The sequence below is a fragment of the Prolixibacter sp. SD074 genome, assembly GCF_009617895.1.
Taxonomy (GTDB): Bacteria; Bacteroidota; Bacteroidia; order Bacteroidales; family Prolixibacteraceae; genus Prolixibacter.
In genome coordinates, this window is sequence record NZ_BLAW01000001.1 from 3557544 (window position 1) to 3577243 (window position 19700).

Sequence of the window (19700 nt, forward strand, 5' to 3'; positions counted from 1 at the left end):
TGTTTTGGAATGACGCGAATGAGCATCTACTCAGGCTTACTTTTCCGTTTTCCTTTTCTTAGTTCGAAGTTTTTGCCGAGATAAACCTTGCGCACATCTTCGTCTGCCGCCAATTCCTCTGCCGTTCCGCTTTTCAGAATATTACCGTCAAACAACAGGTACGAGCGGTCGGTAATCGAGAGGGTTTCGTGTACGTTATGATCGGTAATCAGGATGCCAATATTTTTGTCCTTCAGGCGATAAACAATTTGCTGAATATCTTCCACCGCAATGGGGTCGACTCCGGCAAATGGTTCATCAAGAAGGATAAAAGCCGGCTTGATGGCAAGAGCACGGGCAATCTCTGTTCGGCGGCGTTCACCTCCCGAAAGTTGTATCCCTTTACTTTTCCGGATACGTTGCAAGCCAAACTCATCCAACAACGATTCCAGTTGTTCTTTTTGGTATTCCTTCGGGAACTTGGTCATCTCCAAAACAGCCTTGATATTGTCTTCCACACTTAACTGGCGGAAGACCGAAGCTTCCTGGGCCAAATACCCAATGCCAAGCTGCGCTCTTCGGTAAACCGGGTATGAAGTAATATCTTTTTCGTCCAGAAAAATACGGCCACCATTGGCACGAATCAGGCCTACAATCATGTAAAATGAAGTGGTTTTTCCGGCACCGTTTGGTCCCAGCAGTCCGACAATCTCTCCCTGCTGCACATCAATCGACACTCCTTTTACTACGGTGCGTTTCCGATATTTTTTAACAATATTTTCAGCCCTAAGCTTCATAATTCAATGGATTGAATTGCAAAGATAAAAATAATGAACAGACAGGGACATGTTAAGCTTCCAGCAAATCTTCTTCACGCTTTTTGGCCACCCGTTTCGAAATCACAATTCCGATTTCATAAAGGAAAATCAATGGGAAACAGACCATTATTTGGCTGAAAACATCGGGCGGCGTGATAATGGCTGAAAGCAGCAGCAGGACGATGTAGGAATGCCTTCGGTACCTCCGCATGAAATTGGGGGTAACCAGTCCTACTTTACTTAAAAAATAAATGGCTACCGGAAGTTCAAACACTATACCTCCGGCGAGGACAATGGAACTGATGGTACTGATGTAGCTGCTCAGGTTGATTTGGTTGGTAACCTGGTCGCTGATGTCGTACGAGCCAAGAAAATTTACCGATAGTGGAACAATCAGGTAGTAACCAAACAGGATGCCGATAATAAAAAGTAGTGAGCTGTAAACTACGGCTCCTGTGGCATATTTTTGCTCTTTTTCGTACAAAGCCGGCTTGATGAATCGCCAAAACTCCCAGAAGAGATACGGAAATCCGAGAATGACACCTCCCAGCAAAGAAACCTTGATGTGGGTAGCGAACTGTCCGGCCATATTAATATTGATAATCTGCAACGGTTTGTTATTAATCGCCAACGCCGGGATATTCAGCACTTGCGAAATCCAGTTAAAAAACTGGTTGGTGGGAAACGCCGGCGTTTTGGGTTCCAATATCAACGTATCGAAAATGAAGTGGTAGTTGGCAAAAGCGAGGATAGCGAAAATCACCACGGCGACTACTGCACGGACCAGATGCCACCTAAGAACTTCCAGATGTTCAAGGAAAGACATTTCTTCTTCTTTTTTTTTCCTATTTTCGTTCGTTGATTTTCCGCCAGGTAATTTTTCCTGTTCAGCCATCAGATTCAAATTAGCATGTTTGGGTTTAATGTGGAGAATGTTGCTCCAATAAATTCCTGACAAATATACAATCTTTGGCCTTTTTTTTTAGGTTTGGGCGCTGAAATCGAAAACCGTATTTTGCCTGAATTTCTGCTGGCCGGAGCAAATTTGTACTACTAATATTATTTAGATATCTTAGTGAAGGCGACGCCGGAGCGGCCTTAAGAGTTAAAGGAGATTAGACTATGAATAAAGGTGTTTCTCTTTCTGCCCAATTGCAGAAATATTTCGGTTTCGACCGGTTTAAGGGGCAGCAGGAGGAGATTATTGAAAGCGTGCTGGAAGGGAACGATACCTTTGTATTAATGCCCACTGGTGGTGGAAAATCGTTGTGCTACCAGTTGCCAGCCTTGTTGCAGGAAGGAACAGCCATTGTCATATCCCCCCTAATCGCGTTGATGAAGAACCAGGTGGATGCCATCCGGAGTTTCAGTACAGAAGAAGGTGTGGCCCACTTTCTTAACTCATCATTGACTAAATCAGCAATTCAAAAGGTAAGGGACGACGTGCTGGCACAGCGTACAAAACTGTTGTATGTAGCCCCTGAATCGCTGACCAAGGAGGAAAACATTGAATTCCTGAAAAACGTTAATATTTCGTTTTATGCCATCGACGAGGCGCACTGTATTTCGGAGTGGGGACATGATTTCCGGCCGGAATACCGTCGGATACGTCCCATTGTAAACGAAATAGGACATGCGCCCATTATCGCGCTAACTGCTACGGCTACCCCAAAGGTCCAGCACGATATCCAGAAGAACCTGGGGATGCTCGATGCCAGGGTCTTTAAGTCGTCGTTTAATCGGCCCAACCTTTTTTACGAAGTCAGGCCAAAGGTTAAGCCTGTTGAGCAAATCATCAAATATATCAAGGACAATGCCGGGAAATCGGGTATTATATATTGTCTCAGCCGGAAAAAAGTAGAAGAGCTGGCAGCCACATTGCAGGTCAACGGTATTCGTGCCCTTGCATATCATGCCGGTATGGACTCGGCCACCCGTTCCGGAAATCAGGACAAATTCCTGATGGAGGAGGTGGATGTGATTGTGGCCACGATTGCTTTTGGGATGGGAATCGACAAACCCGATGTCCGTTTTGTGATTCATTACGACATTCCCAAGTCGCTCGAAGGTTATTATCAGGAAACGGGCCGGGCCGGGCGCGATGGAGGCGAGGGGCATTGTATTACAATGTACAGCTATAAGGATATTCAGAAACTGGAGAAATTCATGCAAGGTAAGCCGGTTGCTGAACAGGAGATTGGGCAGCAGCTGTTGCTCGATACAGTAGCTTATGCTGAATCGGCTTTGTGCCGGCGCACCATTTTACTGAACTATTTTGGCGAGCATTACGAAGTTGAAAATTGCGGGTCTTGTGACAACTGCATGAACCCGAAGGAGCAGATTGAGGGCAAAGAGATGGTTGTCTTGGCACTGAACGCTGTAACCGGGGTGAAAGAGCAGTTCAAGGGAGAACATATTGTCAATATCCTGATCGGAAACGATACCGCCGCTGTAAAATCATTCAGGCATCACGAGATATCTGTTTTCGGTTCGGGGAAAGAGTACGATGTGAGGCTGTGGAATGCAGTATTCCGGCAGTGTATTATCTCTGGTTTTCTCCGCAAGGATATTGAAAATTACGGTGTATTGAAACTGACGGACGAAGGCCGTAACTACCTGAAAAATCCGCATTCGTTTTTGGTTGTAAAAAATCATAACTATGAGGCTGCGGACGAAGAACCAGCTGCCCCGCAGGGAACTTCAGCCGGTGATCCGGAGCTCTTTAACATGCTGAAAAAGTTACGCAGGGAAATGTCTCAGAAACTTAATCTGCCACCATTCGTCATCTTCCAGGATCCGTCACTTTCCGATATGTCTGTCCAGTATCCGACAAATCTTGATGAGCTTCAGGGAATTGCCGGGGTAGGACAGGGAAAAGCACGCCGGTACGGGAAAGAGTTTGTTGATTTGATTGCCAAATATGTGGACGAAAAAGGTATTGAGCGGGCGCAGGACATGGTGTACCGCTCGGTAGCCAACAAATCGAAAAATAAGGTATTCATCATCCAGGGTATCGATCGGAAAATCCCGTTAGATGAGATCGCTTCTTCGAAAGATCAGTCGATGACCGATTTATTAAGTGAAATCGAAGCCATCGTCCATTCGGGTACAAAACTAAATATCGACTATTACCTAAACGATGTACTCGATGAGGATCAGGTAGGTGACATTTTTGCTTACTTCCGGGAAGATGCCGAGAGCGATTCGCTGGAAGAGGCGATGGCCGAACTGGGCGAAGAGTATAGTGAGGAGGAGGTCCGGCTGGTCCGGATCAAATTCCTGAGTGAGATGGGAAACTAATCGCAAACAACCATAAACTAACGTATAAAGAGAGCCTGATGGCAGGCCCTCTTTTTTTAAACCTATAAACTGGCCGTTAAAACGGTAAACTAACCAACCAACTAATGAAGAAAGTCTTATTTGTTCTCCTCAGGACTATATTATTGCATGCGGTATTTGTTGTGCTACTGCTGGGGCTTACCGGCATATATTACCTCCTAAGAGGGGAGATTGAAGGTACCGGGTTTGTACCCCGTTCATATGCAGAAATCCCCCATAATCAACTTATAATGGCCATAGTGACATTCATGGCCGCCTTTTTGACCATTATGTTACTGGTGCGTTTTATCGATAAGCGTTCGCTGTCCGACATGCTGAAAATCCGGTTCAACCTGAACCAATTTGTGTACGGAAGTTTGCTGGGTGCGGCACTGATTATTCTGGTCACTTTTGTTTTGATATCGATGGACCAGGTGGGCCTGGGAAAAGGTAATTTTCATATGCAAAGTATGCTTTACCTGCTGCTGTATTACCTTTTTGTATCGCTGTACGAAGAGTTTTTATATCGGGGTTATCTGCTTGGTTATTATACCAAACAAATGCCTGTATATCTGGCAGTAATTCTAACGGCGGTGGTTTTCGCATTGATGCATATGGCTAACAGAAGTTTTAACGCCATTGCGTTGATTAATGTCATCCTGTTAGGTGTTGTTCTTGGTTTATTGCGCATTCGCGGAAGAAATCTCTGGGCACCAATAGGACTACACTTCTTGTGGAACTTTGTGCAGGGACCGGTTTTCGGGTTTTCCGTAAGTGGAAGCCCGCGTACCCACGGTCTATTCCTCATGTGGCTTCATGGTAATGAAAACCTGACCGGGGGTTCCTTCGGGCCGAATGCTTCGCTGGTGACGTTGGCCGTGCTCCTGGCGCTAAGCAGTTGGTTGGCTTACCGCCAGTTTTATCAACGTCCGGTAAACGAATTGGCCGAATAGGTTATCAACCTTCTGCTTCCGGCGTCCGGTGCGGGTAAACTTTCAGCGCTTCACGTATGCAGGCCACTGCCTCCTTCAGGTCATCCACGTTGAGGACATAAGCCACGCGCACCTCATTTTTTCCGCTATCGTCGGAGCTATAGAAGCCGGAAGCAGGGGCCAGCATTACCGTAGAGCCATTGTATTCAAACTCTTCCAGTATCCATTGGCAGAAATGGCCGCTGTCTTCAACCGGTAGCCTGACCATGGAGTAGAAGGCGCCTCTCGGCATGGGGGAATAAACCCCGGGAATTTCGTTCAAGGCATTGATGAAATAATTCCGGCGGCGAAGATATTCGTTATATACCTCTTCCATGTATTCGGGCGGACTGTCGACAGCAGCTTCAGCTACTTCCTGTCCAAGAATAGGAGGACAAAGCCGTGCCATACCCAGTTTCAGTATCGATGAGATGAGCTTTTTGTTACGCGATACAACCGACCCAATGCGAATACCGCAGGCGCTGAACCGTTTCGAAACGGAATCGATCATAATAACATGATCGTCCGTTTTTTCAAGCTCCATCACCGAATGGTGTTGAAATCCGTCGTATACAAACTCCTTATAAACCTCGTCGGCAATCAGGTACAGGTCGTGCTTTAGCACGAGCTCACGCAATTGTCCCAATTCTTCCTTAGAGTAGAGATATCCGGTCGGGTTATTGGGATTGCAAATAAAGATGCCCTTTGTTTTGGAAGTGATTACCTTTTCAAATTCCGGAATGGATGGCAATTGGAAACCGTCTTCGATATGTGATGCAATGGGCTTGATAACCACGTCGGTACCAACGGCGAACGAACGGTAGTTGGCATAAAAAGGCTCGGGAATGATGATTTCGTCGCCCGGGTTAAAGCAAATCATAAAGGTAAACGATATGGCTTCGGACCCGCCGGTAGTAATCAGGATGTCGGTGTATTCCACATCGATTTTCCGGTTACGGTAGTATTGGGCCAATTTTTTCCGGTACGAATCGTTGCCGTACGATTGTCCGTAAGGAATCAGTTCGAAATTGAAATTCCGGATACGCTCAATCGCATGTGGAGGGGTCTTGATATCGGGCTGACCAATATTTAATTGTATAACCTTCTTTCCCTGCGCCCTGGCCTTCTCTGCGTAAGGTACCAGCTTCCGTATCGATGATTCGGGCAATAAATCCCCGCGGGTTGAAATTTTAGGCATCCTGCAATCTTATACTTTCAAGTTGGAATTGGCAAAGGTAATATTATAAACTGTCAGTCAAATGGGGCAGATGTTTAATTATTGTAATATTAATATTGAAAAAAGTATTAAACAGTTATAAAAAACGAACTTTTCAATTGGTCATACGAGTGATATGTTAATTTAAGCTGAATAGTTGAAAATTATGGGGGTTCGTCATATTAACGTGTGATTATTTCCTCTAATTTTGGGAAATACCCAAAAAATAAATTAGTCATGATAATAGGAGTTCCAAAGGAAATTAAAAACAACGAAAACCGGGTTGCGTTAACGCCTGCCGGCGCTGCAGAGTTAGTTAAGCGTGGTCACGAAGTATATGTTCAGGCTACAGCAGGTATGGGAAGTGGTTTCGCCGATGAGGAATATGTTTCCGCCGGTGCACAAATGCTCCCGACTATCGAAGATGTATATGGCAAGGCCGAAATGATTATCAAAGTAAAAGAGCCTATCGAGCCTGAATATGAACTGATTCGCGAAGGCCAGTTGCTCTACACATACTTTCACTTTGCTTCATCAGAAGCGTTGACTAACGCCATGCTCCGTAACAAGTCGGTATGTTTGGCTTACGAAACCGTTGAGTTGCCCGACCGTTCATTGCCATTGCTGGTTCCCATGTCCGAAGTAGCCGGCCGTATGTCGGTACAGGAAGGCGCCAAATACCTCGAAAAAACCTACGGTGGACGCGGAATGCTATTGGGGGGTGTTCCCGGGGTCCATCCTGCCAAAGTGCTGATTATCGGCGGCGGTATTGTAGGCACCGAAGCGGCTAAAATGGCTGCCGGGTTGGGTGCTGATGTAACCATCATGGACGTAAGCCTGAGACGTATGCGTTACCTCGATGATATCATGCCAGCTAACGTAAAAACCATGATGTCGAATGAATTCAATATTCGCCAAATGGTTCAGGATCACGATTTGATTATTGGTGCCGTATTAATTCCGGGTGCAAAAGCTCCGAACCTGATTACCCGCGACATGCTGAAAACCATGAAGCCGGGAACCGTGCTGGTTGACGTAGCTATCGACCAGGGCGGTTGTATCGAAACAACCCATCCAACGACACACGACGATCCCACTTTCGTGATTGACGATGTAATCCACTATTCAGTTGCCAACATGCCGGGTGCCGTTCCACGTACCTCTACACTGGCGTTGACCAATGCCACCCTGCCTCACGCCATCGATTTGGCTGAGAAAGGCTGGAAGCAGGCTTGCCGCGAAGACAACTCCCTAAAAAAAGGATTGAACGTGATCGATGGCAAAGTAGTTTACAAAGGCGTTGCCGAAGCGTTTGGGCTCACTTATTACGATGTAGACAGCATTCTGTAAGCAGTTGCTTAACGATAATAAACCGGGAGGCCGTCAGTTTACTGACGGCCTCTTTTTAGTTTAACTGATTATCATATTGCATCAACTTCGTTTTTGTTAGTGTTATGTTATTAACATACGTAAGTGGTTTATGTTTAGTATTCTGGTATTAATCAAAGCCGGTTATGAACAGCGAAAATTCAAATGGTTTTATTTTTTTTTCGAAAAAAAGGGGTAACCTTTTCGGGAAATAGGGTATTAACAACCGAAAGCCAGGACAGATATTTTGGGGTTCTCAGTTCTGCTTCTGTTTAGCATAGCGTGTATTCTGAAGGGAATATTTTTTAGGATTTGAAAATGACTGACTGTTTACATTTCAACATTTGTATATATGAGTCAGGCTTGTTTTCATACAACTATAATATGTTAATCGTTAAAATACAAACGATGAACCGAAAATTCAATTACAGCGATTTGTCGATGTTGGTAGCCGCCCTAACGCTAACCGGCCATTTTGAACAGGAAAAAGAAGCTTTGGTAGCCGAACAGCCCTTATGGGCCGACCCGTTTATTGCCTCTTTCCGCGAAAACATTCAACAGATACTCACCACTGTTCACGGTATTAATACCCGGAAGAATTTACGAAATGCCACCACGCAGGTGAACCAGCTATTGGTTGACGCCCGCGATGATTTGGTGATGATCAAAACCCAGATTGAGAGAGGATACCGCACCGATCCCGGCGGGCGCGAAGATTTGCTGAAGTGGCTTGGCTACGCCGACTTGTGGCCCGCTGCCCATCTCAATCAATCCGAGGGCATTGATTTAGTGATCACCTTCCGCAACAACCTCACCGAAGAGCTGCGCACCGATATGGAAGCCCATGGTGTGAACGCCGACCGCCTCGACCGGATAATTGGTTATGCCGATACCCTGAACCAGGCCAACGTTACCCAGGAGAGCCTGAAGGGAAGTACCAGGCTGGATACGGTACAGCTGGTGACCAAACTGAATGCGGTTTACGCACAGGCCATGGATATTGGTGCCATTGGTAAGCAGCTGTTTAAAAACGATAAGGCCAAACGCGACCTGTTTGTCTTTAGCAAGCTGGTAAGGATGCAGGGAAGCAAAGGCAGCAGCAGTTCCGAATCGGACGAAAGCAACAGCCCGGAGGCCTGATTGGTGAGCGTAATAACCATCTGTTTTACTCCGCAGGAAGTACCGGGCATTTAGTTGCCCGTTCCAACGAGTTAGAAGGACGTACTCCGGACATAGTTACTCATTCCGGCAAGCTCGAAAGTAATACTTCGTACATAGTTGCCAATCTTGGTAAGATAGAAGCAAATACATCAAACGTAGTTAAGCATTCTGATGACTTAGAAGTGAATATCCTAAACGTAGTTACTGATTCCGGGAAGTTAGAAGGACGTACCGACGAGTTAGGAGCCAATACTTGCGAGTTAGAAGCTCATTCCGACAAGTTAGGAGCCAATACTGACGACGTAGTTACTCATTGTGGTGAGTTAGTTGAGCCCCACACCCGGCCTCTCCCCAAGCGGGGAGAGGAGTTAGCCTGAGTTGTTGATTGGGGTTGGCGGCCTGAAGTCTTCCGGCTGGGGGATTGGGGGGCAAATAATGTAGAACCAAATAAACTAAACCTAAAATGACTTTTATCGAACGATTGAACAAATTGGAGCAGATGGACCAGTTGATTCGGTTACGGGCGACGGGGAGTTCGAAGGAGTTTGCCCGAAAAATTGGCGTATCAGAAAGTAGTCTGTTCCGGCTTCTGAATGATTTGAAAGATCTGGGAGCCGAGATTCGATTCAACACAACTAAAACTTCATACTGTTTTTGTTGTGCTGAAGAGTTTAAGATTGGCTATGAAAAATTGTGAATGATAATTTGCAATCGATATAAATAATGATCGCTGTCAGTTTTTGAGATTGTGGTTTTATAGTATTGTTTTTTGACAGGTAGACAATAAGACATCACAGTAGATATCCACAGGAAGGCTTTTTTATTAATTCAGAAATTTATGTTTCAGGGATATGAAGATTTTAACGATCCAAGATTTAGGGAAGAACAACTTGGCAAAATAGCCGCCTCCAGACTAAAGATGAAATTAATCCATCCTCTACAGGAGGCGGCCAAGTAGCAAAAGCTACCAGTATGTAAAAGCAAAGCTACTCAATAGAGGTGAATCTTGCAATAGTGAGAGGAAAGGGTGATATTATAATTAAAAATTATTTTTATGAAAAATAAAAAAGGTCAGTCTTTCAAAATCGAACAGATCGAGGAAAGACATTCTAATGTGAATATTGAACTGTTTTCAGGAGAGGAGCTTACATCTCTTGAGGCACTCCGTATTAGAGGAGGTAACGAAAAAATAAAACAAGATCAGTATGCATGTGGTTCAAATCTGTACCAGTGTCAAACTGGTCAAACTGGTAATTGTGTATCAGGTTGTGCATGTTCTAGCTAAGTAATTGTGGTATGTTCTCACTTTATGTGAGGACATACCTCTCATCAAAATATTAAAAAATGAAAGAGAGCAAATATAATTATTATTTGGACTATAAGGGTGATGTGCTTTGGTTCAATGGAATATCTCATAAGTTCTTTACATTAAAGAAGGACCTCAGCGAGAAAATTAGAAACAATTTGAATATTCTAAAGGACTTATCGCCGTCTTTTTACGAAAAGCTATGTGCTAACCAATTTATTGTAGATGATGAGGTTGATGAAATTGAAATCATTCGTAATGAGACAATTAAGTCAAGAAAAGCAAGGATTATTTTTTAATTTTGATACCTACCTTAAATTGTAATTTTAATTGTTGGTGTTCAGGATCACAAAGAATCATTAATGAAAGATGTAGTAATTGAGAAGGTTAAAAACCATCTGGAATATATGATTCGAGAGGAACATATTAGCTCTCTTCATATTGAATGGTTTGGTGGAGAGCCATTTATGTACTTCGAGAAGGTGATTGTCGATATTAGTAAGTACGCGATTCAATTATGTGACAATGCAAATATCCCATTTACTAATACTGCTACTACTAATGGTTGGTATCTCCAACCAGAATATCGGGTTTATTTATTTGGTGCTGCTGGCACAAATGGTGTTGTTCCTGAGCCGAGCGGTGGTCGATTTTATCAGAAGATGGATATTACTGCATATTAGTACCCGCATCAACGTGTCGCTTATTTCTGACTTCCTGATCAAGTTGATGAAACTGCCGATGAGTTTTTTCGATACAAAACTGGTTGGCGATATTTTGCAGCGTATGGAGGATCATCGTAGAATAGAGCGATTCCTCACTGCACAATCGCTTGGGGTTGTTTTTTCGTTTTTTAACTTCATTATTTTCGGGATAGTATTACTGATTTACAGTTTGAAGATATTTGTAATATTTCTAGCGGGTAGCATCTTTTATACAGCGTGGATTTTTCTGTTCCTAAAGAAACGTCGTATGCTGGATTATAAGCAATTTGAGCAAGAGGCCATTAACCAGAGCAAAATATATCAGCTAATTAATGGAATGCAGGAAATAAAGCTACAAAATTGTGAAAAACGGAAGCGCTGGGAATGGGAGGATGTACAGGCTGATTTATTTTACGTGAATGTTGCTTCTCTATCACTGGAGCAATGGCAGAATGGCGGTACGGTATTCATCAATGAACTAAAAAATATTTTAATTACCGTTTTGGCTGCAACAGCAGTAATCAACGGGACGCTTACCCTGGGTATGATGTTGGCAATACAGTATATCATTGGGCAATTGAACAGTCCTTTGGAACAGTTGGTAGAATTCATTCACAATATGCAGGATGTTAAAATTAGTCTTGACCGGTTGGCTGAAATTCATCGCAAGGAAGATGAGGAAGTAGAGCCGGAAGCTAAACTACGAGGTATTTTAAGGGGAAATCGGAGTATAGAAATAGAAAATCTGTGCTTTCAGTATGAAGGGCCACATTCTCCAAAGGTGCTTCAGAATATTGATTTAATTATTCCGCAAGGAAAGGTGACGGCAATTGTCGGTGCAAGTGGCAGTGGAAAAACAACATTGGTGAAATTACTCCTTGGATATTATACACCAACTGAAGGGCTTATTAAAATCGATGGGCATGAGTTATCGGAATACGATATACGGTGGTGGAGAAATCAATGTGGTGCAGTGATGCAAGATGGCTTTATTTTTTCCGAATCTATAGCCAGGAATATAGCGGTGTCGGACGATGAAATTGATAAACAAAAACTACTGCAAGCAGCAAAAATGGCTAATATACATTCATTCATTAGTGAATTACCGCTGGCATATAATACCGAAGTTGGTCAGGAAGGGCAGGGGATCAGCCAGGGACAACGGCAGCGGATATTAATATCGAGGGCAGTGTACAAGAACCCGGATTTTTTGTTTTTAGACGAAGCGACTAATGCCTTGGATGCGAGGAATGAGAAGGAAATCAGTGAAAATCTGGATAGGTTTTATCAGGGTAAAACAGTTGTTATTGTTGCGCACCGTTTGAGCACGGTCAAAAATGCGGATCAAATCGTTGTTCTTGACCAAGGTGAAATCGTCGAGCTGGGAACACATGCAGAACTCACGCAAAAGAGAAATTACTATTACGAATTGGTAAAAAATCAACTGGAATTAGGAGTGTAGTCATGGTTAATCATGTAACGTATGGCAATGGATAAGGATAATATAGAACTTCGAAGTGAGAAAGTCAGAAACATCATAGGGAAGATTCCACCGCGCATTGTGCGTATAGGTATATCTGTCCTTTTTGTTATTGTTTCGGTCGTCTTAGTCGGGAGTTATTTTTTTCGTTACCCGGAAACGGTGCAGGGTGAGGCAGTTTTATTGTCGCACGTTGACTCTTCGTCAAATTATTACGTTCAGGTCACTTTGCCTTACCGGTTTATTACGAAAATTCAACAACATCAAAGCGCTCTCATTGAGATGGAAGGCTATGATAAAAGTCGTTATGGTTTGCTTAGAGGTAAATTGATAAAGATGTCTCGTGTTCCTGTAACAATGAGAGGTATGGAATTTTTTAAAGTAACGATTAGGTTGGATAATGGAATGGCTACAACACAAATGAAAAGGATACCTTTTTACCCAAACATGAAAGGAAATGCAAGAATTGTTGTTGGAGAACAACCCTTACTTGAAAAACTCATTGCTCCGTTATCTACTTTGTTTTCGAAAAATAAGTAGCAGTCTTGATTTCGTCTTCATGGTTCATCGAGCAATGTTAGACGGGCTGTATGTTTAAACTAAACATCATTTTTATCTACAATGTGTGTTTGCCGGCATTGAATCTAAGTATTAAAAAACTGTTGGGTGCCACCTTAACGATGTATGATTAAATATCGTTTAAATTGGTATTTTTAATACCGTCCAATGTCGGTGACTCTTTTCCCTTTCTTATTCTTTCAGGATAAGAGGATTGAATTAAGTGTATTTTTCTTGTTAAAGCCGATATTGTTTCTCGTACAATTACTTCTGTTTTTTGCAGAAAAGTCTTTCCTTTGTTTCGGATTAAATTCATTGTATCAACCTGTCAGCTAAAACACAACTAAAACAAATTAACATGAAGTGGTCTGCAATTCTGCTATTATTATTTCTACCCCTGGGCAATAACTTGTATGCATTGAAGCCAAAAGCAAACGATGAAGCCATCGAGAAGAAAGTAAATGAGCTTCTCCGTAAAATGACGCTGGATGAAAAGATTGGTCAGTTAAATCAGTACACCAGTCAATGGGAAATGACCGGTCCTGCACCGCAGGGAGCATCCGCACAGGAACAGTTACAGGAAATTAAATCCGGCGCTGTTGGTTCGATGTTGAATGTAGTGGGGGCCGAAGCGACACGCAAAACGCAGGAGCTGGCAATGAAAAATTCCAGGCTGCACATTCCGTTGATTTTCGGTTATGACGTTATTCACGGCTTTAAAACCATGTTCCCAATTCCGTTAGGCGAAGCTGCCAGCTGGGAACCGGAACTGGCAAAACTTTCGGCACATGTAGCTGCGGTGGAAGCATCGGCTGCCGGTTTGCAGTGGACCTTTGCCCCGATGATGGACATTGGCCGCGACGCCCGTTGGGGACGTATCACGGAAGGTTCGGGCGAAGACCCGTACCTGGGAGCGCAATTTGCTGCTGCCCGCGTTCATGGTTTCCAGGGAGACGATTTGTCGGAAGACAGTACCATTGCCGCCTGTGCCAAGCACTTTGCCGCTTATGGCTTTGTTGAATCCGGCCTCGAATATAACACGGTTGACATTAGTGAACACACCTTAAGAAATATTGTGCTGCCACCGTTCGAAGCAGCCGTCAAGGCAGGAGTTGCCACGGTAATGAATTCTTTCAACGAAATTGGCGGAACACCATCAACATCTAATGCTCATCTGCAGCGTGACATCCTAAAAGGCGAATGGGGATTCAATGGTTTTGTAGTTTCCGACTGGAATTCGATCGGTGAACTGATTCCTCACGGTGTGGCAGCCAATAAAGCTGAAGCCGCCGAGCTGGCGATTAAAGCCGGTAGCGACATGGACATGGAGGGCCACTGCTACATTACTTCCCTGAAAAAATTGGTAGAAGAAGGGAAAGTGGATGAATCGCTGATTGACGATGCGGTTCGTCGTATCCTGCGCGTAAAATTTGAATTGGGACTGTTCGACGATCCATATAAATATAGTAATGAGAATCGGGAGAAAACCGAAATTCTTACTCCGGAACATTTGGCGGCAGCCCGGAAAGTGGCCCGCCATTCCATTGTTCTGTTGAAAAACGATAACCATCTGCTTCCGCTGAAAAAGGAAGGACAAACCATCGCCTTGATTGGTCCGTTGGCAGCTGATAAAGACGTTCCGCTGGGAAGCTGGCGTGCACAGGCCGTTACCGGTTCAGCTGTTTCGTTGCTCGAAGGAGTAAAAGCTGCCGTGGCTGACAAGAACAGCGTGAAGTATGCCGAAGGAACTCCACTTACCGTTGGTCCCAGAAGCTTTACACAGGAATTGAAATTCAATACCACCGACAGTTCCGGCTTTGATGCAGCCCGCAAAATAGCAGCAAGCGCTGATGTGGTTGTTTTGGCGGTTGGCGAAGATTGTTTTCAGACCGGCGAAGGTCGCAGTCAGACCGAGATTAAGATGAAAGGTTTGCAGGAGCAGCTGATGAAAGCTGTTTATGCCGCTAATAAAAATGTGGTGGTTGTTCTGATGAATGGTCGTCCGTTGGTGATTGACTGGATGGCAGAAAATGTACCCGCGATTGTCGAAGCCTGGCATTTGGGCTCGGAAGCCGGAAACGCGATTGCTGACGTTCTCTTTGGCAATTACAATCCGTCTGGTAAGTTACCGGTTTCATTCCCGCGTGCCGTTGGACAGCTTCCTATCTATTATAACCACAAAAGTACCGGCCGTCCCAATCCGACCGGAACAGTTTTCTGGTCACATTATACCGACCAAAAGAAAACCCCGCTGTTCCCGTTTGGTTACGGTTTGAGTTACACTACATTTAAATATTTGCCGGTTGAACTTAGCTCACATGAAATGAGCATGGACGGAAAAATCGAAGTATCGGTGAACGTTCAGAATACCGGGAAGGTAGCCGGTGAAGAAGTTGTACAATTATATATTCGTGATTTGGTTGGCAGTGTATCCCGTCCGGTGAAAGAACTGAAAGGTTTCCGGAAAATATTGCTGAAAACGGGAGAGTCGAAGAAAGTGACGTTCACTTTAACGCCCGACGATTTGGCTTTCTACGGAGCCGGTTTGAAGAAAAAAGCAGAAGCGGGAGAATTCAAAGTATTTGTCGGGACCAACTCCGATGATGTACAGGAAAACTCCTTTGTTTTAGAATAGACTGATTTTAACGAAATCAAAACCCCGCAAGGTCATTGCGGGGTTTTTTCGTTTTAGCCTGAAAAATTCTTTTAAGCATTTTTCGGTTTTGGTTGTTATCTGTTAAGATTTGTCAATAGGAAATTCAGATGTTATAACAAAATGTTCGAAAATATTAATTTATTAACATATTTTGAAAACTCAATGGCAAACTATAATTTAGTCCGAATTTATTAATCAAAAGTCCTTATGATCCGAAAAATTTTGGTTGCGAACCGTGGCGAAATTGCGGTGCGGGTGATGCGTTCCTGTCGCGAGATGGGAATCCAGAGTGTGGCAGTATTTTCAGAGGCCGACCGCAGTGCCATGCATGTTCGCTATGCCGACGAAGCCTGTTTTATCGGACCGTCTCCATCGTCTGAAAGTTACTTGAATATCGACAAGATTATGGACGCGGCACTGAAATCAGGAGCTGACGCAATTCATCCGGGTTACGGATTTCTTTCCGAGAATGCGGAATTTGCGCGTCGGGTAGCAGAAGCCGGACTGATATTTATCGGTCCTTCACCGGAAGCCATTCTGGCAATGGGTGATAAGCTGACTGCACGGAAAATCATGATGGATGCTGGCGTTTCGGTTGTACCCGGAACCCGGGATCTTATTGAAGACGAAGACAAACTAACAGAAACAGCTGATTCGATTGGGTACCCAATCATGATCAAAGCATCGGCTGGTGGTGGCGGCAAAGGAATGCGCCTGGTGAGGTCGGAAAGTGAACTGGTTAGTTCGTACCGGCGTGCCCGTTCCGAAGCTGGCAGCGCCTTTGGCAACGATGTGGTTTATATGGAGAAGTACATTGAGTCGCCTCACCATATCGAGTTCCAGGTGATGGCCGATGCCCATGGTAATATGGTACACCTGTTCGAGCGTGAATGTTCGGTACAGCGCCGTCACCAGAAGGTTATCGAAGAGACACCATCGCCACTGATGACGCCTGAGTTGCGTGCAAAGATGGGCGAACAGGCCATTGCTGCAGCGCAGTCGGTGAACTATGTGGGAGCTGGTACGGTGGAGTTTCTGGTTGATAGTGACCTGAATTTCTACTTCCTCGAAATGAATACCCGTTTGCAGGTAGAACACCCCATCACCGAAAGGGTAACCGGAGTTGACTTGGTGAAAATGCAGATCATGGTCGCCAATGGCGAGAAGCTGCCTTTGAAACAGGAAGAACTTTCCCAGACAGGACATGCCATCGAATGCCGGATTTATGCTGAAGATCCGAACAATAATTTCATGCCGAGCCCCGGTTTGGTGAAACACATCACCGAGCCGCTAGGATTGGGCGTACGTACCGATGGTTATGTCTACGAAGGTTATGAAATCCCGATTTATTATGATCCGATGATCTCGAAGCTGATCGTGTGGGCGCAAACCCGCGGTGAGGCCATCGAGCGGATGAAACGGGCGTTGTACGAATACAAAATCAGCGGTGTAAAAAACACCATTCCGTTCCTGAAACGAATAATGGAAGCAGAAGATTTTGTGTCCGGGCATTACGATACTCATTTCATCGAAAAGAACCCGGAAGTACTGGAAATTCTATCCGATTGTAACCAGGAGTGTGAAGATTTGGCATTATTCATTGCCTATCTCGACTACACAGAGAAGATGAAGAAGCTGGTTTCGGAACCAACCGAAGCCGGCACTGGTAGTTCATCTCCCTGGAAAGAATTTGCACGACGCAAAAGTGTACTCCGATTTTAATTAATCATTTATTATGCAGAACGAAGTAAGAATCAATTCGCGTATGGCAAAGGTGGAGCTGTTGGGAAAGGAAGGAAGTAAGTACCGGGCCCGCATCGACGATAGCGAATATGAATTTGACGTGGTTCGTGTTGAACCGGGTATTTATTCCATACTTTACCACGGGAAGTCGACCGATATGGAAATGATCGAGGTCGGCAAACCTAACCATTACAGTGTCAAAACCCTTACTAACCAATACGAGGTAGAGGTGATTGATGCTTTCACCCGTTACAGGAACAACACCAAAGGCGATCTGGCTCCGGCCGGGAATGTCATTGCGACTCCCATGCCTGGTAAAGTGGTCCGTATTCCTGTTTCAGAGGGTGAACTGGTGGAAGCCGGCCAGACAGTTATCACTATATCGGCCATGAAAATGGAAAGCGAATACAAAAGTGCTTTCCGTGGGACCGTTAAAAAGATTTTGGTAAACGAAGGAGATACCATTGAGGGACATCAGCCGCTTGTTGAACTGGAACCTCTCGTGGATTGACCTTTAAATTAAGATTTCATGCAGAAACTTGAAGATAAGTACCGGATTTTTGAAGACAAAAATAAAGCGGCCGAAGCCGGTGGCGGTGAGGCCCGGATTACCAAACAACACGACGGTGGCAAACTGACGGCCCGCGAACGTATCGATGTTTTTCTCGACAAAGGGACGTTTGTCGAATTGGATAAAATGGTGGTTCACAGCAGTACCAATTTTGGGATGGACGAAAACAAAATCCCCGGTGATGGTGTGGTTACCGGTTACGGAAAAGTGGACGGACGCCTGGTGTACGTGTTTGCACAGGATTTTACCGTTTTCGGAGGTTCACTGAGCCGTACCAATGCCGATAAGATTGTTAAAGTGACCAAGCTGGCCCTGAAAATGGGGGCCCCGCTTATCGGTCTGAACGACTCGGGTGGCGCCCGTATCCAGGAAGGTGTTCGCAGCCTGGCGGGTTATGCCGATATTTTCTGGCTGAATGTGAAAGCTTCGGGTGTTGTTCCCCAGATTTCAGCCATTATGGGCCCGTGTGCGGGAGGAGCCGTGTATTCGCCGGCACTCACCGATTTTATCTTCATGGTAAAAAATACCAGCTACATGTTTGTAACCGGTCCTGAAGTGGTGAAAACGGTGACCCACGAAGAGGTGACCAAAGAGCAGCTGGGGGGCGCGATGACGCACAACGCCAAAAGTGGTGTAGCCCATTTCCTTGGACAGGATGATGAGCAAACCCTGATGATGATTCGGGAACTGCTTAGCTACCTGCCATCGAACAATATGGAAGATCCGCCGGCTATCCCGTGCACTGATGATGTTGAACGGGAGGATGGGCAACTACAGACCATTGTTCCGCCGGATCCGAACAAGCCGTACGATATGCACATCATCATTCGTTCGGTAGTTGACAATGACCATTTCTTTGAAGTGATGCCACACTTTGCACCGAACATCACGGTAGGATTTGCCCGCATGGGTGGCCGCTCCGTAGGGATTGTGGCCAATCAGCCCGATCACCTGGCCGGTGTGCTCGACATTGATTCATCGGTGAAAGGCGCCCGTTTTGTTCGCTTCTGCGACTCGTTCAATATTCCGTTGGTCACTTTTGTGGATGTTCCGGGATTCCTTCCGGGAACGACCCAGGAGTTTGGCGGTATCATTCGCCACGGTGCTAAGTTGCTTTACGCTTATGCCGAAGCCACCGTTCCGAAGATTACCGTGATTACCCGCAAAGCTTACGGTGGAGCCTATGACGTGATGGCCAGCAAGCACTTGATGGCAGACGTGAACATGGCATGGCCTACTGCCGAAATTGCGGTGATGGGACCAGAAGGTGCAGTAAATATCATTTTCCGTAATGATAAAGATGCCGAGTCGAAAGCAAAACGAGTAGATGACTACCGTGACAATTTCGCCAATCCCTATCGCGCAGCTGAGCTGGGTTATGTGGACGAGGTGATTATGCCGAAGGATACGCGTAAGAAGTTGATTTCTGCATTAGAGATGACCAAAAACAAGAGCGAAACCAATCCGCCAAAAAAGCACGGAAACATTCCGTTATAGATAGTGAAGTTAAATAATGAGAAAAGCCTGGCCTTGAGTCAGGCTTTTTTATAATTGGCTGGGTAGCTACAGGTAAAACCGGACATATGGAAATACCAGGTTCTTTTTATTCTTCTCCGTTCCTTTCCAGGAAAGGTGAATACAGCGGGCTGACGCTAACCAAACTGGTGGGCACGAAAACAGCCGCCAGGATGGGCAGGATAACGCCAACCGTTCTGATTGTCCAATGAATTTCCCCTCCAATCCAACGGAAACAAGCGACGTTTTTCCTATTTTTGTACCCTTTAAAATCATATTCAGTGAATTCGCCATGTGCGAAACCAGCTTCCGGCGAAAGCCGGTCCATTATAAAAA

19 protein-coding genes are annotated in these 19700 nt (G+C 44.9%); 15 read left to right on the top strand and 4 right to left on the bottom strand.

Features of this window, described 5'->3' with window-relative positions:
- Positions 1-26: 26 nt before the first annotated feature.
- Positions 27-776: an LPS export ABC transporter ATP-binding protein gene (gene lptB, locus GJU82_RS15235; protein WP_153632936.1), complete on the bottom strand. Its 750-nt coding sequence runs from the start codon at positions 774-776 to the stop codon at positions 27-29.
- 52 nt (positions 777-828) lie between these two features.
- Complete coding sequence (tatC, locus tag GJU82_RS15240) at positions 829-1692, bottom strand: twin-arginine translocase subunit TatC (RefSeq protein WP_153632937.1); 864 nt, start codon at positions 1690-1692, stop codon at positions 829-831.
- A 227-nt stretch (positions 1693-1919) separates the two neighbouring features.
- On the opposite strand from tatC, the gene recQ reads away from it, so the two are divergent.
- Positions 1920-4097, top strand: a complete 2178-nt coding sequence (gene recQ, locus GJU82_RS15245) for a DNA helicase RecQ (RefSeq protein WP_153632938.1) — start codon at positions 1920-1922, stop codon at positions 4095-4097.
- 104 nt (positions 4098-4201) lie between these two features.
- A complete protein-coding gene (locus GJU82_RS15250; protein WP_153632939.1) occupies positions 4202-5068 on the top strand; it encodes a CPBP family intramembrane glutamic endopeptidase in 867 nt (288 codons plus the stop codon).
- Between the two features lie 4 nt (positions 5069-5072).
- On the opposite strand, the gene GJU82_RS15255 is transcribed toward GJU82_RS15250, so the two are convergent.
- Entirely contained in the window at positions 5073-6284 is a 1212-nt protein-coding gene (locus GJU82_RS15255) for a pyridoxal phosphate-dependent aminotransferase (protein ID WP_153632940.1), read from the bottom strand.
- A 255-nt stretch (positions 6285-6539) separates the two neighbouring features.
- On the opposite strand from GJU82_RS15255, the gene ald reads away from it, so the two are divergent.
- From ald to GJU82_RS15315, 13 genes are all read left to right on the top strand, one after another.
- Positions 6540-7652 carry an alanine dehydrogenase gene (gene ald, locus GJU82_RS15260; RefSeq protein WP_153632941.1) on the top strand — a complete coding sequence of 371 codons (1113 nt, stop codon included), beginning with the start codon at positions 6540-6542 and terminating at the stop codon, positions 7650-7652.
- A gap of 426 nt (positions 7653-8078) precedes the next feature.
- On the top strand, positions 8079-8810 hold the full coding sequence (locus GJU82_RS15265; RefSeq protein ID WP_153632942.1) for a hypothetical protein: 732 nt from the start codon (positions 8079-8081) through the stop codon (positions 8808-8810).
- Positions 8811-9013: 203 nt separating this feature from the next.
- Complete coding sequence (locus tag GJU82_RS15270) at positions 9014-9208, top strand: hypothetical protein (RefSeq protein WP_153632943.1); 195 nt, start codon at positions 9014-9016, stop codon at positions 9206-9208.
- Positions 9209-9294: 86 nt separating this feature from the next.
- A complete protein-coding gene (locus GJU82_RS15275) occupies positions 9295-9528 on the top strand; it encodes a hypothetical protein (RefSeq protein WP_153632944.1) in 234 nt (77 codons plus the stop codon).
- Positions 9529-9885: 357 nt separating this feature from the next.
- On the top strand, positions 9886-10116 hold the full coding sequence (locus GJU82_RS15280) for a hypothetical protein (RefSeq protein WP_153632945.1): 231 nt from the start codon (positions 9886-9888) through the stop codon (positions 10114-10116).
- 59 nt (positions 10117-10175) lie between these two features.
- Positions 10176-10436: a hypothetical protein gene (locus tag GJU82_RS15285; RefSeq protein WP_153632946.1), complete on the top strand. Its 261-nt coding sequence runs from the start codon at positions 10176-10178 to the stop codon at positions 10434-10436.
- A 63-nt stretch (positions 10437-10499) separates the two neighbouring features.
- A complete protein-coding gene (locus GJU82_RS17990) occupies positions 10500-10820 on the top strand; it encodes a hypothetical protein (protein WP_373921466.1) in 321 nt (106 codons plus the stop codon).
- Complete coding sequence (locus tag GJU82_RS15290) at positions 10708-12303, top strand: peptidase domain-containing ABC transporter (RefSeq protein WP_373921464.1); 1596 nt, start codon at positions 10708-10710, stop codon at positions 12301-12303. Before GJU82_RS17990 ends, GJU82_RS15290 begins: the two co-directional genes overlap by 113 nt.
- Positions 12304-12324: 21 nt before the next feature.
- Complete coding sequence (locus GJU82_RS15295; protein WP_153632948.1) at positions 12325-12861, top strand: hypothetical protein; 537 nt, start codon at positions 12325-12327, stop codon at positions 12859-12861.
- A 376-nt stretch (positions 12862-13237) separates the two neighbouring features.
- Entirely contained in the window at positions 13238-15514 is a 2277-nt protein-coding gene (gene bglX, locus GJU82_RS15300; protein ID WP_153632949.1) for a beta-glucosidase BglX, read from the top strand.
- Between the two features lie 228 nt (positions 15515-15742).
- Positions 15743-17257 carry an acetyl-CoA carboxylase biotin carboxylase subunit gene (gene accC, locus GJU82_RS15305; RefSeq protein WP_153632950.1) on the top strand — a complete coding sequence of 505 codons (1515 nt, stop codon included), beginning with the start codon at positions 15743-15745 and terminating at the stop codon, positions 17255-17257.
- A gap of 13 nt (positions 17258-17270) precedes the next feature.
- Positions 17271-17789: a biotin/lipoyl-containing protein gene (locus tag GJU82_RS15310; RefSeq protein ID WP_153632951.1), complete on the top strand. Its 519-nt coding sequence runs from the start codon at positions 17271-17273 to the stop codon at positions 17787-17789.
- 18 nt (positions 17790-17807) lie between these two features.
- Positions 17808-19346: an acyl-CoA carboxylase subunit beta gene (locus tag GJU82_RS15315; RefSeq protein WP_153632952.1), complete on the top strand. Its 1539-nt coding sequence runs from the start codon at positions 17808-17810 to the stop codon at positions 19344-19346.
- Between the two features lie 106 nt (positions 19347-19452).
- Here GJU82_RS15315 and GJU82_RS15320 read toward each other — a convergent pair whose 3' ends face one another.
- Positions 19453-19692 carry a hypothetical protein gene (locus GJU82_RS15320; RefSeq protein ID WP_153632953.1) on the bottom strand — a complete coding sequence of 80 codons (240 nt, stop codon included), beginning with the start codon at positions 19690-19692 and terminating at the stop codon, positions 19453-19455.
- Between the last annotated feature and the right edge of the window lie 8 nt (positions 19693-19700).